Here is an 11505-nt window from a genome sequence, read left to right as displayed (position 1 = left end):
TTCCCTGCCGCCGCGCAGCACCGCCACGTCCTTGGCGCCCAGCTCCATGAGCGCCCGCAGTGCGGCCCCCGACTTCCGCTTGGCGCGGGCCTCCAGGTAGCGCCCGGCGAGGATGAACGTGGTCACCCCGGCCGCGGCCTCCAGGTAGATGGCGGAGGAACCGTCCGAACGGGAGATGGTGAACTCGAAACCGTGCCGCATGCCCGGCATCCCGGCGTCTCCCCAGAACAGCGCCCACACCGACCAGCCGAGCGCCGCGAGCGTGCCGATCGACACCAGGGTGTCCATGGTGGCGGCGCCGTGCCGGGCGTTCGTCCAGGCGGCCTTGTGGAACGGGAAGGCGCCCCAGACGACGACGGGAGCCGCCAGAGTGAGCGAGAGCCACTGCCAGTTGTCGAACTGCAGGGCGGGCACCATCGCCATCAGGACGACCGGCACGGTGAGGGCCAGCGACACGTACAGGCGCTCGCGCAGAGACAGCAGTTCACTGTCCGCCGCCGGAACGGCCTGTGCCTCGCCTTCGGCTCCTGTGCCCGAAGCGGGCGGGGGCGGCTCCTCGGCGGTGTAGCCGGTCTTCTCGACCGTCGCGATGAGGTCGCCGACCTCGACACCTGCCGGGAAGGAGACCTTCGCCTTCTCGGTGGCGTAGTTGACGGTCGCGGTGACGCCGTCCATGCGGTTGAGCTTCTTCTCGATGCGGGCGGCGCAGGAGGCGCAGGTCATGCCGCCGATGGAGAGCTCGACCTCGGAGGCCGGCGCGGACGCCGTGACGGGGAGGGGCTTTTCGGGAGCCGTGCTGGTCATGCGTGTCTCCAGGGGGAGGCCGGGACGTACGGCGTCCGTATCAGCGGAGCGGTACGTCCCGGCGCGGGAGGTGTTCGCGTCTTCGGGTCGGCAGTGGCCCCGAAGAGGGTGTCAGGCGCGGCCGACGAGCTCGTAACCGGCCTCGTCGACGGCGGCGCGGACGGCCTCCTCGTCGAGCGGGGCGGCGGAGCTGACGGTCACCTCGCCGGTGTCGGCGACGGCCTTGACCGCGGTGACGCCGTCCAGCGCGGAGATCTCCTGGGAGACAGCGCCCTCGCAGTGGCCGCAGGTCATGCCGGACACCTTGTAGACCGTGGTGACGCCGACGCCCTGGACGTCGACCGTGGCCTCGGAGCCACAGGAGTGGGAGCCGCAGCAGGAGCCGGTGTTCGTCTCGGTGGTCATGGCTACTTCCTCAGGGTGTGGATGCGTGGGTGTCTCCGGGAGGCTGGGTTCCCTGGCCTCCCGAACACGTCAACACTATACCCCCTAGGGGTATTCCCGATACCTGTGGCGCCGCTCACATGACTCGTCCGGTGACCCCTCCGGTGACTCCTCCGGCGAACTCCTCTGTCACCCAAGCTACTTAGTAGACACCGTGACCTGTGTGTCGTCCAGTGCCGGTCGGTGGTGTCCTGCCCTCACACGGCCATCATCAGCAGCATCGCGGACATGGTCCCGCCCATGCCGATGTGGGCCGCCAGCGCCGCGTCCGGGGCGGCCCCGAGTTTGCGGCGCCGCCCGTGGCCGGTCGACTGTGCGGACCGGGCCCTGTCCCACACCGAGACCGTCAAGGACGCCAGGAAGACGAACACCGTGTCCGGCATGGCGAGCAGCCAGCGGCCCCAGCCGACCCCGGAGCCCGCACTCCGGCCATGCCTGCCGGTGCCCCGGATCCTGGCCCACACGGACGCGCCGATCGACAGCACGAAGTACACGGCGAGCGCCACGATCAGGAGCCGCCACAGGGTGGGGGACCCCGCGGAAGCGCCGGTGCCGGCCGCGGCGTGCGCCATGCCGGGCATGTCCGACCCGTGCGCGGAGCCCATGCCCTCCATGGACCCCATTCCCTCCATGCCCGCCATCTCGTGCGTGTCCGCCGAGCTCGCCGTGTGCTCCATGCCCGGCATGTGCGCCATCGAGGAATGGCCCAAGGCCAGAACAGGGCCGGACGACGTACTCGTCATGGCCAGCGTCATGATCACCATGCCCGCGCTGCCCACGACGAGATGCACCCAGTGCCGGCCGTGCTTCCACCCGCGCGTGCGCGTGTGCCTGACGGCCATCGCCACGCCTCCTAGCCCGAGCAGCGCGAACGCCCCGGACCACCACATGCCGTAGTCCGCGTACCAGGCGACCGTCGCCGGCAGGGCCATGGCGACCATGCACAGACCCATCAGGAGATCGCCTCCGGCCACGAACCGGGGTTCACCGCTGGTGGTCACCACCCGGACCGCGCTGACGGCGGCCACCAGGGCGGCGACCGCCGCGATGGCCCAACTGAGCGCCAGGATTCCCATCTCCACCCTCACGATCGTCTGAGCGTCTCTCGGGCTACGATCTGCTAGTGCCCTTAGTACGTTCCGAGGTCGGTGAGCGTTCAGGGGCTCGGGCTCGGCGAGCACAGCACCAGGTGGAGCGCATGGCGATACGGACGGCTCCCAGCGGCGGCACAGCCGTCCGCTGGACCTACGGGGTGTTCCTCACCCTGTGCGTCGCGCTGGCCGTGCTCGTTCACCACGAGACGTCCGAGACGCGTGCCTCCTTGATGCCGATGCCGATGCCGATGCCGATGTCGAGTGCAGTTCATACGGCTCATACGGCCCCTGCAGCCATGCCCGGCACGGCCACCGCCGACGACAACGGCGGATGCTCCACACCTGGAACGCAGCACTGCACCACGGCGAGTGTCGACTCCGTGCAGCTGGCGACACCCACCCGAGGCGCGTCCGATCCGCTCGCGCACCCGCGGCACGCCGAGGCCGGACGCGCACCCGGCGCCACGGTCGGCCGGGCCCCGCCCGACCTGTCGGTCCTCTCGCAACTGCGCCTGTAGGCCGCGCCGGACGGCGCGCGATGTGCCGTCTCCTCTCCGCGACCACATCAGCAGTTCCGACCAGAGGACCCAATCCCATGAACAGCATCAACCGTCGCTCCGTCCTGCTCGCAGGGCTGAGCGTCGCCGGCACGGGCGCGCTCGCGGCGTGCAGCAGCGGCTCCAGCTCCGACTCCGGTTCCGGCTCGGGCAGCAACGCCCTGGTCAGCCCCTCGGGCGCGGCGGTCGCCGCCGCCGAGAAGAAGCGGACCGGCACCGGACGGCAGCAGAAGCTCACCCTGACCGCGGCGCCCGCCGTGATCGACCTGGGCGGCGGCGTCAGGCCGAGGACCTGGGCCTTCGACGGCCGTACCCCCGGCAAGGAGGTCCGCGTGTCCGTCGGCGACACCCTCGTCGCCGAGCTGTCCAACCAACTCCCGGACAGGACCGCCACGTCGATCCACTGGCACGGCATCGCCCTGCGCGACGACATGGACGGCGTGCCGCCCACCACCCAGACCGCCGTCCGGGCCGGTTCCACCTTCACGTACAGGTTCATCGCCGACACCCCGGGCACGTACTTCTTCCACCCGCACGTCGGTGTCCAGCTCGACCGCGGCCTGTACGCCCCGCTGATCGTCGACGATGCCAAGGAGACCCTCGACCACGACGACGAGTGGGTCGTCCTCCTTGACGACTGGGTCGACGGCGTCACCGGGACCCCCGACGAGGTCTTCGCCGAGCTGAAGCAGGGCATGGGCGGCATGGACATGGGCGGCATGGACATGGGCGGGGCGAAGTTCATGCTCATGGGTGCCGAGAGCGACCTGCTCGGCGGCGACGCGGGTGATGTGAAGTACCCGTACCACCTGGTCAACGGCAGGGTGGCGACCGACCCGGACGTCTACCGGGGCAAGCCCGGCAAGAAGGTGCGGTTGCGGATCGTCAACGCCGGCGGCGACACGGCGTACCGGGTGGCCCTCGGCGGCCACCGGCTGACCGTCACGCACACCGACGGCTTCCCGGTCCGGCACCGGGAAGTGGATGCCCTCCTGGTCGGCATGGGCGAGCGGTACGACGTCCTGGTCACCCTGGGCGACGGCGTCTTCCCGCTCGTCGCCCTGGCCGAGGGCAAGGAGGCGAACGGTCTCGCCCTGGTGCGGACGGGCTCGGGGAGCGCCCCGAAGGCGACGGTCCGCCCGAAGGAGCTCGACGGCATCGTCATGACGGCGTCCCAGCTGCGGGCGGCCGACGACGTGCGCCTGGAGTCCGCCAAGACCGACGTCACGCACCGGATCGAGCTGACCGGCGGCATGGACAAGTACAACTGGGCCATCAACGGCACGCCGTTCGACATGAACGACACCGAGGCGAACCCGATCCTCATCGAGGAGGGGCAGCGCGTACGGCTGGACTTCGTCAACGACACCGACATGTGGCACCCGATGCACCTGCACGGCCACACGTACCAGCTCGGGGCCTCGGGGCCGCGCAAGGACACCTCGATCGTGCTGCCCAGGAAGAAGCTGTCCGTCTTCTTCGACGCGGACAACCCGGGCCAGTGGATGCTGCACTGCCACAACGCGTACCACGGCGAGGCCGGGATGATGGCGAACGTGGCCTACCGGGCCTGACGTCCGTCTCGCGCCGCGGATCTAGTGGGCCGACCGCCCCGGGTGGTGGCCGTGCTGCTCATGCCGACGCGTCGGCTTCCGGTCGTCCCGTACGGCGCGGTCGTCCGGTGCAGCACGGTCGTCCGGTACGGCGTTCCCCTCACGCAGTCCGGACAGGGTGACCGTGACCAGCCGGTCGGCCGCCGCGTCGGAGGGCAGCGCGGCGGCCGCCGTGAGGGCGTGCAGGCAGTACGTCGCGAGTTCGGCGGGCGCGACATCGCCGCGGAAGTCCCCGGTCTCGACGCCTGCCGCCAACAGGTCCCGGATCATGTCGTGGAGCTGTCGCTGGGCGTCGGCCACCCGCTCGTCCCGATGGAGGAGCGCGGCGAGTTCGGTGCCGTGGTGTCCGCGGGAGTGGCGCGAGATGTGCGCGAACGCCCTGAGGACCGCTTCCAGTCGGTCGCCGGTCCCGTCGGTCCGGTCCCGGATCTCCGCCAACTGCCCGAGGTGTTCGGTGATCCGACGGTCGTGCCAGGCGAACAGGATCGCCTCGACGTCCGGGAAGTACTTGTAGAGCGTCGCCCGCCCGATGCCGGCCCGCTCGGCGATCTGCGACATCGTCACCGACCGTACGCCGTGCTCGGCGGCCAGCTCGGCGGTGGAGTCCAGGATCGCGTCGCGCACGGCGCGGCGGTGCGCCTCGATCGTCTCGTTCCACAGCTTCGGCACCGGTTCAGTGTACGGGGCGGCGCCCTCGATACACACTGCTTGACATCGTAGACACTGTGTCTCGTAAAATGGGCGCAGCGCACCATCCACGCATCGCGCACCGTGAGGGACACGCACATGGCCGACTCGCCCACTCACCCCGACGACACCGGTCACGGACCGGCTCCCGCGGCGCATCCCGGCATGCCGCGGTGGGCCAGGACCCTCGCGATCGCCGCCGGCGCGGCCCTGCTCGTGGCGCTCGTGCTCATGCACACGCTCGGCGGCGGCATGAGCGGCCACTGATCGCGATGACCATGAACCCTCGCCTCCGCAAGCTCGCGCTCACCGCGCACGTCACCTCGTCGGTCGGCTGGCTCGGTGCCGTCGCCGTCTTCCTCGTCCTCGCAGTCGCCGGTCTGTCCAGCGGGAGTGCCCAGACGGTGCGGGGCGCCTACCTGGCGATGGAGGTGACGGGCTGGTTCGTTCTGGTCCCGCTCAGCTTCGCCTCACTGGTCACGGGGCTCGTCCAGTCCCTGGGGAGCGCGTGGGGGTTGTTCCGCCACTACTGGGTGCTGTTCAAGCTGCTGATCAACGTCGTCGCCTCCGTCCTGCTGCTCGTGCACATGCAGGTGATCGGCCATGTCGCCGACGCCGCGGCCGAGGCGAACCTGTCCGGCGACGACCTCTTCGGGATGAGGGTCCAACTGCCGGCCGATGCCGCGGCGGCCCTGCTGATACTGCTGGTCGCGGTCACGCTGTCGGTGTTCAAGCCGAAGGGGCTGACCCGCTACGGGTGGCGGAAGCGGCAGGATTCCCCCTCCTATCAGGATTCCCCCTCGCCCATGGACCTCACGAGGCGAGAGGCGCGAGCGCGGTGAAGGTCCTGCCGCCGTCGCGGGACTCGTACACCCCGTCCTGCGTCGCGGCGAGAACGTGCTCGGCGTCCACCGCGGTCAGTGCCTGGGGCTGTCCACCGGGCACGGTCGTGAGCCGCTTCCAGGTCGTGCCGCCGTCCGCGCTGCTGCTCAGCTTCCCGGAGGGGTCGATGCCGAACAGCGACTTCTCCTCGGGCCAGGACACGTAAGCCTGGACCTGCCCGGTGCCCTTGGCGAAGGTGCGGCCGCCGTCGGTGCTGACCGCGACACCGTCGGCCGTGGTGGCCAGCAGCGTGTCCCCGGCCGGGCTCACCGCGAGGTCGAGGGCGTCGAGCGGGGCCCGGTCGTCCCAGCTCTTGAGGTCGCCGCTGACCCGGACCCGGCCGGCCTCGTACCCGTAGACGGTTCCCTCGGCCGAGTCGAGTGAATGGAAATCGGCCTTCCCGGCCAGCGACCGAGACGTCCAGGTGACGCCCGCGTCCCTGCTCTCGATGAGACCCACGTTGCCCGGACGACCGCTGCCCTCGGCTCCGTGTCCGCTCGCGACGAAGGTCCTCGCGCCGGTGACGGTGAAGCCCATGAAGTCGTCCCTGCTCTCGCCGACGAGCTTCGGCTTCCCGCCCTCGGCCACGGTGTAGAGACCGTTGTGGGTGGCGACGTACACGCGTCCGTCAGCCGGGTCGACGCCCAGGCCGTGCACATGGGAGAGCGACCCCGACGCGTCGGAAGCGTCGTTCGCTGCCGCGCCCGGCTCGGTGGAGCCGCCTCCGCCTCCGCACGCGGACAGGACCAGGGCGGCGAGCGAGACGCCCGCCGCGGCGAGCAGGGTACGGACGGCCGGGCGTGCGGTCACTGAAGTTCCTTGCGAGGTACGGGAATCGGTGCTCAGGGCCGGGACGCGGCGAAGAACGGCATGGAGTCCAGGGGGACGATCTCGATGTTCTTGCCGGTGCGCGGCGCGTGGATGGCCTTGCCGTTGCCGACGTACATGCCGTTGTGCTGGGTGTCGTTGTACCAGTAGATGATGTCGCCCGGCTGCAGGTCCGACTTGGACACCTTGCGGCCCGCGTCGTACATCTGCTTGACCGTGCGGGGCAGGGACACACCCGCCGTGCGCCAGGCCGCGCCCACGAGTCCTGAGCAGTCGTAGGAGTTGGGGCCGGTCGAACCCCACTCGTACGGCTTGCCGAGCTGCGCGTACGCGAAGTCGAGCGCGGACTTGGCGCGACCGCTCGCGGGCCCGTTGTAACTGGCGGGGGAGTCGCTGGCGCCCGCGGAGGCGTCGTCCCGCTCCTGGTCGGCCTCCATCCGGGCGCGCTGCTGGGCGGTCAGGCTGTTGAGGAGCTTGCGTGCCTCGGCGAGCTTGCCCTGGACCTCGTTCTTCGTCTCGGCGGCCTCGGCGCGCGTCTCCTCCAGAGCCTTCAGACGCTTCTGGGCGTCCGTGCGCTCCTGCGTCAGTTCGCGCTGCTTGGTCTGCATCGCCCGCAGCGCGTCGGCCTGTCGGCTGCTCGTACGGTCCAGCATCGCGGCCTGGTCGAGGTAGTTGTCCGGGTCGCCGGACAGGAACAGCTCCACACTCGGGTCGATGCCGCCACCGCGGTACTGCGCGGCCGCCAACGGACCGATCTTCTCCCGCAGTTCGTTGACCTCCTGCTGCTTGCGGGCCAGCCGGTCCCGCGCGCCGTCCACCTCGCGCTGCAGCTTCGCCTGCTTCTCGCTGATGGCGTTGTACTCCTCCGTGGGAGCCTCGGCCTCCTCGTACAGCTTCTCGACCTGCTTGCGGACGTCTTCCAGCGTGGGCTCGGGAGCAGCCTGGCTCTGGGTCGGCAGGAGGCTGACGGCGCCGGCGGCCATACCGAGCGTGGCTATTCGGGCACGGCTGGGCGGCTTCGGCCGACGGTGGGTTCCCATCGTGGGGTGACTCCTCTGCGCGGTCTGTGTACCAGACGACGGGCCGACGGCCGTCGTACCGGCGCCGGAGCGCCGACAGGCAAGCGCGTTAGAACTTAGTAGCTTAGTGGTTGGCATCGCAAGTGAGTGCTAGTTACAGGCGTTTGACGAGGGTTGCCCGCCCGGTCAGCCGTGCCCGGGCGGGCAGGCCGCCAGCAGCGGCAGCAGCGGAACCGCGAAGGCCACGGCGGCGACCGCACCCCACAGCGCCGGATGGGGCGCCTTGCGCGGACCGAGGATCCGCTTCATGCGGATCAGGACGGTGTGGCCGCCCGCGGCGAGCGCGCCCTTGGGGGCGCGGGCCGCGGCCATCTCGTACATGGCGGTGGCCAGCACCTCGTGGGAGTGGCTGCGCAGGGCGCGGTCGTCCGCGATCATCTCCAGCAGCAGTGCCGTCTGCTCACGGGCGTGGCGGGCCAGCGGGAGCCGGCGGAACACCGAGTGGAAGGCCTCCGCGGCGGCCAGGACCAGGTGGTGGCGGCCCGCGATGTGCGCCTGCTCGTGCTCCAGTACGGCGCCGAGCTGATCCGGCGTCAGCTCGCGTACGGCCGCGTCACTGACCACGATCCGGGGACGGCGGCCGGGCAGGCAGTACGCGGCGGGGATGTCGTACGGCAGGACGGTGGCGCTCAGCCGTGCCGAGTGGCGGCCGACCAGGTCCAGGGCCTGCCGGTGCTCCGTCCGTGCCCGGCGGGCGCGCGTCACATGGAAGGCGAAGCCGGCCAGCAGGGCGACCGCGAGGGCGCCGGGCACACCGACGGCCAGTCGCTCCGCCGTGCCGGGGTCGGGCGTACCCGCACCCGCATCCGCACCTTCACCCATGTCGAGCCCGCAGGAGTGCAGCAGGCCCACCAGGCCCGCGTGCAGGTGCTCGGTCGGCATGGCCAGGTTGTAGGCGGACAGGGCCGCCCCGATCGAGAACGAGACCGCCAGGGCGTACCACACCGCCGCCGCCAGCGCCGGAGCCCGGTGCGGCCAGCGGGCGCGCAGGATCAGCTGCGGCGCGACGAAACCGACGGCGGCCGTGTAGCCGACCAGAACCGGCGCCGCGTTCACGCCTTTGCCTGACGACCGACGTTCCGCAGGGCCTTCCGCAGGGCGGCCACCTCGTCCTCGGACATGTTCTCGACGAAGTGGACCAGCGCGGCCGGGCGGTCCTTGCTCTCTCCCAGGCCGTCGTCCATGAGCGCGGCGGCGTACGCCTCGCGGCTGCGGACGGGCGTGTAGAGCCAGGCGCGGCCCTGCTTGCCCCGGAGCAGCCAGCCCTTGGTGTACAGGATGTTGGTGACGGTCATCACCGTCGTGTACGCCACCGGGCGGATCTTGTTTATGTCGTCGACGACCTCACGCACCGTGGCCGGACGGTTCCACGTCCAGAGGCGGTCCATGATCTCCGCCTCGAGCTCCCCCAGCCGCCGCATGCCCTGACTCCTTTTTCGCCACCGAATGCGCAAGTTTCGCCACCGAATGCGCAAGCGAATACGCAAGGCCATAGTAGTCCGGCGGTCCCTCGGGCCTTCTCGCGCATGCCCGGGATGCGGCCTCCTGGCGTACGCCCGAGATGCAAGGGATCAACAGCCTGTGCCTACCATGGCGCCGTGACCCGCCTCGTACAGCCCGCCCCTCGACCGCAACCGGTGTTGCGGTCCTTCGGGCTGCTCGTGGGCGCTCTGCTGCTGGGCCTGCTCGGTATGCACGGTCTCGGACCGGTGCCGGAGGTCGCGGCCGGCCACGGACACGGACACGACCGGACAGTGGCGGCCGCGGGCATGGGTATGGGCACGGGCGTCGTGGCCTCCACGCCCGGCACCTGTGAACACGGCGGCGGCGACTGCCAAGGCCACGCACAGCACGCGGACCCGACCTGCGCCTCAGCGGCGGTGGCCGGGGCTCCCGGCGTGGTGCCCGTGCTGCTGCCCGATGTGGTGGCCTGCGCCGGAACACCGCTCGCGCGTACCTCGCCGGGCGGCAGCGGACCGGACGGCGGCCGGGCGCCGCCTTCCCTCTCCGAACTCCAACTCCTGCGGATATAGAGCGGCCCGCGTGACGCCGTACGCCCCTGAGGGCGCGGCGCCGCGTATCGGTACGCCCTTTTCCACATCCGATCGCAGGAGTTCCACCATGACCGCACGCCGCAAGCTCATCCGCCGTACCGCCCTCGCCGCCACCACTTCAGTGGCCGCTCTCGTGCTCGCCGCCTGTGGTGGCGACGGCCACGACATGGGCTCGATGGGGTCCGACTCCAGCGTGTCCGCGTCTGCCTCCGCCTCCGCTTCCGCCTCGGCCGAGGCCGGCGAGCACAACGACCAGGACGTCGACTTCGCCACGGAGATGATCCAGCACCACCGCCAGGCCATCGAGATGGCCGACATGGCCGCCGACCGCGCCTCCTCCAAGGAGGTCAAGGACCTCGCGACGAAGATCAAGGGGGCGCAGGACCCGGAGATCAAGACGATGTCCGGCTGGCTCACCTCGTGGGGCGAGGAGGTCCCCGCGGACATGTCCGGCATGGAGGGCCACGACATGTCCTCCGGCATGCCCGGCATGATGAGCAGCGAGGACATGGACAAGCTGGACAAGGCCTCCGGCGCCGGGTTCGACACGATGTTCCTCGAGATGATGGTCAAGCACCACGAGGGCGCCGTCGAGATGGCCAAGGCCGAGAAGACCGACGGCGCGTACGACCCCGCCGTGAAGCTCGCGGACGACGTGATCACGGCCCAGACGGCCGAGATCGAGCAGATGAACAAGATGCTCGACAAGAGCTGACACAGGGCCATGAAGCGGCGGGCCACCGGGGGATCACCCCGGTGGCCCACCGTTGTCGTGTCGCCCGCGAGATGGCGGCGCGAGTGTTTGCATTCGGTGAAGTGCCGTGCCCTGTCAGGCGGTTGGTTCCGCCCGGAGGCGGCCCGCTCCGCACGATGGCTTGTTCACGCAGTGTTCTCGCCGCTCGGGGCGCGAGGGCTTCGGGAGCGGGTTAGGATCACGGCGTGATTACGGCCTGGTCGCCTTCCGGTGTGCAGCGGAGCCGCTCGACAGCGGTTCTGTGGCGTGTGCTGGGGCTGGGCCTGTTCCTCTTCGGTCTGCTGTATACGCACGCCGTCAGCCCCGATGCCACGGTGCGTCACATCGCGTCCGAGGAAGGCGTCGCCGTCTCCGGTGTTCGTTTCGAGCCCGTCGCGCACAGCGAAAGGGTTGCGAGTGCCACGTCGGCGGTGTCCGCGAGCCAGACCCATGACAGTCCGTCGGGCGACCACCACGACGGTCACGGCCGGCACCACGCCGGTGGGGAGTGCGCGCTGGGGCAGCCTCCGCAGGGGCCCGGTGCCGGCATGCCCTGCCTGACTCCGCTGAGCTGGCAGAGCGATGACGACGGCCTGCCCCGGCCGGCGGACGCCCGCCACGCCGCGGTCCGCGACGTCGTCGCTCCGATAGCGCATGCTGCGGGCTCCACGATTCTGCGCATCTAGGTCAGCGCTTTTCCGAACCGGTGTGTCCCGGTTGCCGGTTCCTG

15 protein-coding genes are annotated in these 11505 nt (G+C 70.6%); 7 read left to right on the top strand and 8 right to left on the bottom strand.

Features of this window, described 5'->3' with window-relative positions; translation table 11 throughout:
- The 3 genes from AC5P09_RS42180 to AC5P09_RS42170 all read right to left on the bottom strand — a co-directional run.
- Nucleotides 1–804, bottom strand: an 804-nt coding sequence (locus tag AC5P09_RS42180; RefSeq protein ID WP_493878997.1) for a cation transporter, incomplete at its 3' end; no start/stop codon positions are given.
- Nucleotides 805–915: 111 nt separating this feature from the next.
- The gene (locus AC5P09_RS42175) at nucleotides 916–1209 is read right to left on the bottom strand and encodes a heavy-metal-associated domain-containing protein (RefSeq protein ID WP_307674344.1); all 294 of its coding nucleotides are present in this window, start codon (nucleotides 1207–1209) and stop codon (nucleotides 916–918) included.
- 236 nt (nucleotides 1210–1445) lie between these two features.
- On the bottom strand, nucleotides 1446–2324 hold the full coding sequence (locus AC5P09_RS42170; RefSeq protein WP_493878998.1) for a DUF5134 domain-containing protein: 879 nt from the start codon (nucleotides 2322–2324) through the stop codon (nucleotides 1446–1448).
- Between the two features lie 122 nt (nucleotides 2325–2446).
- Here AC5P09_RS42170 and AC5P09_RS42165 point away from each other — a divergent pair, with 122 nt between their 5' ends.
- Nucleotides 2447–2860, top strand: coding sequence for a hypothetical protein (locus tag AC5P09_RS42165; RefSeq protein WP_493878996.1), 414 nt, complete (start codon nucleotides 2447–2449; stop codon nucleotides 2858–2860).
- 77 nt (nucleotides 2861–2937) lie between these two features.
- Nucleotides 2938–4473, top strand: coding sequence for a multicopper oxidase family protein (locus AC5P09_RS42160; protein WP_493878995.1), 1536 nt, complete (start codon nucleotides 2938–2940; stop codon nucleotides 4471–4473).
- Nucleotides 4474–4494: 21 nt separating this feature from the next.
- Here AC5P09_RS42160 and AC5P09_RS42155 read toward each other — a convergent pair whose 3' ends face one another.
- Complete coding sequence (locus AC5P09_RS42155; protein ID WP_493878994.1) at nucleotides 4495–5181, bottom strand: TetR/AcrR family transcriptional regulator; 687 nt, start codon at nucleotides 5179–5181, stop codon at nucleotides 4495–4497.
- Nucleotides 5182–5298: 117 nt separating this feature from the next.
- On the opposite strand from AC5P09_RS42155, the gene AC5P09_RS42150 reads away from it, so the two are divergent.
- Together AC5P09_RS42150 and AC5P09_RS42145 are read left to right on the top strand one after the other, a co-directional pair.
- Nucleotides 5299–5466, top strand: coding sequence for a hypothetical protein (locus AC5P09_RS42150; RefSeq protein ID WP_493878993.1), 168 nt, complete (start codon nucleotides 5299–5301; stop codon nucleotides 5464–5466).
- A gap of 5 nt (nucleotides 5467–5471) precedes the next feature.
- A complete protein-coding gene (locus AC5P09_RS42145; RefSeq protein ID WP_493878992.1) occupies nucleotides 5472–6041 on the top strand; it encodes a hypothetical protein in 570 nt (189 codons plus the stop codon).
- Here AC5P09_RS42145 and AC5P09_RS42140 read toward each other — a convergent pair.
- The 4 genes from AC5P09_RS42140 to AC5P09_RS42125 form a co-directional block, all read right to left on the bottom strand.
- Complete coding sequence (locus AC5P09_RS42140) at nucleotides 6013–6891, bottom strand: F510_1955 family glycosylhydrolase (protein WP_493878991.1); 879 nt, start codon at nucleotides 6889–6891, stop codon at nucleotides 6013–6015. The genes AC5P09_RS42145 and AC5P09_RS42140 overlap by 29 nt on opposite strands.
- Before the next feature lie 32 nt (nucleotides 6892–6923).
- Nucleotides 6924–7949, bottom strand: coding sequence for a C40 family peptidase (locus tag AC5P09_RS42135; protein WP_493878990.1), 1026 nt, complete (start codon nucleotides 7947–7949; stop codon nucleotides 6924–6926).
- A 165-nt stretch (nucleotides 7950–8114) separates the two neighbouring features.
- Nucleotides 8115–9044 (bottom strand): M56 family metallopeptidase, encoded by a 930-nt coding sequence (locus AC5P09_RS42130; protein WP_493878989.1) that lies wholly within the window; start codon nucleotides 9042–9044, stop codon nucleotides 8115–8117.
- The gene (locus AC5P09_RS42125) at nucleotides 9041–9409 is read right to left on the bottom strand and encodes a BlaI/MecI/CopY family transcriptional regulator (RefSeq protein WP_493878988.1); all 369 of its coding nucleotides are present in this window, start codon (nucleotides 9407–9409) and stop codon (nucleotides 9041–9043) included. Before AC5P09_RS42125 ends, AC5P09_RS42130 begins: the two co-directional genes overlap by 4 nt.
- A gap of 177 nt (nucleotides 9410–9586) precedes the next feature.
- On the opposite strand from AC5P09_RS42125, the gene AC5P09_RS42120 reads away from it, so the two are divergent.
- The 3 genes from AC5P09_RS42120 (at nucleotide 9587) to AC5P09_RS42110 (ending at nucleotide 11461) form a co-directional block, all read left to right on the top strand.
- Nucleotides 9587–10021, top strand: coding sequence for a DUF6153 family protein (locus AC5P09_RS42120; protein WP_493878987.1), 435 nt, complete (start codon nucleotides 9587–9589; stop codon nucleotides 10019–10021).
- 88 nt (nucleotides 10022–10109) lie between these two features.
- Nucleotides 10110–10757 (top strand): DUF305 domain-containing protein, encoded by a 648-nt coding sequence (locus AC5P09_RS42115; RefSeq protein WP_493878986.1) that lies wholly within the window; start codon nucleotides 10110–10112, stop codon nucleotides 10755–10757.
- Nucleotides 10758–10981: 224 nt separating this feature from the next.
- On the top strand, nucleotides 10982–11461 hold the full coding sequence (locus tag AC5P09_RS42110; protein WP_493878985.1) for a hypothetical protein: 480 nt from the start codon (nucleotides 10982–10984) through the stop codon (nucleotides 11459–11461).
- The last annotated feature ends 44 nt before the right edge of the window (nucleotides 11462–11505 follow it).

Source organism: Streptomyces sp. a15, from assembly GCF_059026085.1.
Note: the sequence above shows the minus strand (reverse complement) of the source record. Positions and strands in the feature narration are given on the sequence as shown.

Coding starts and splice junctions, on each gene's coding strand:
- AC5P09_RS42175 (WP_307674344.1), bottom strand. CDS start 1,209: ATGACCACCGAGACGAACACCGGCTCCTGCTGCGGCTCCCACTCCTGT.
- AC5P09_RS42170 (WP_493878998.1), bottom strand. CDS start 2,324: ATGGGAATCCTGGCGCTCAGTTGGGCCATCGCGGCGGTCGCCGCCCTG.
- AC5P09_RS42165 (WP_493878996.1), top strand. CDS start 2,447: ATGGCGATACGGACGGCTCCCAGCGGCGGCACAGCCGTCCGCTGGACC.
- AC5P09_RS42160 (WP_493878995.1), top strand. CDS start 2,938: ATGAACAGCATCAACCGTCGCTCCGTCCTGCTCGCAGGGCTGAGCGTC.
- AC5P09_RS42150 (WP_493878993.1), top strand. CDS start 5,299: ATGGCCGACTCGCCCACTCACCCCGACGACACCGGTCACGGACCGGCT.
- AC5P09_RS42145 (WP_493878992.1), top strand. CDS start 5,472: ATGACCATGAACCCTCGCCTCCGCAAGCTCGCGCTCACCGCGCACGTC.
- AC5P09_RS42135 (WP_493878990.1), bottom strand. CDS start 7,949: ATGGGAACCCACCGTCGGCCGAAGCCGCCCAGCCGTGCCCGAATAGCC.
- AC5P09_RS42125 (WP_493878988.1), bottom strand. CDS start 9,409: ATGCGGCGGCTGGGGGAGCTCGAGGCGGAGATCATGGACCGCCTCTGG.
- AC5P09_RS42115 (WP_493878986.1), top strand. CDS start 10,110: ATGACCGCACGCCGCAAGCTCATCCGCCGTACCGCCCTCGCCGCCACC.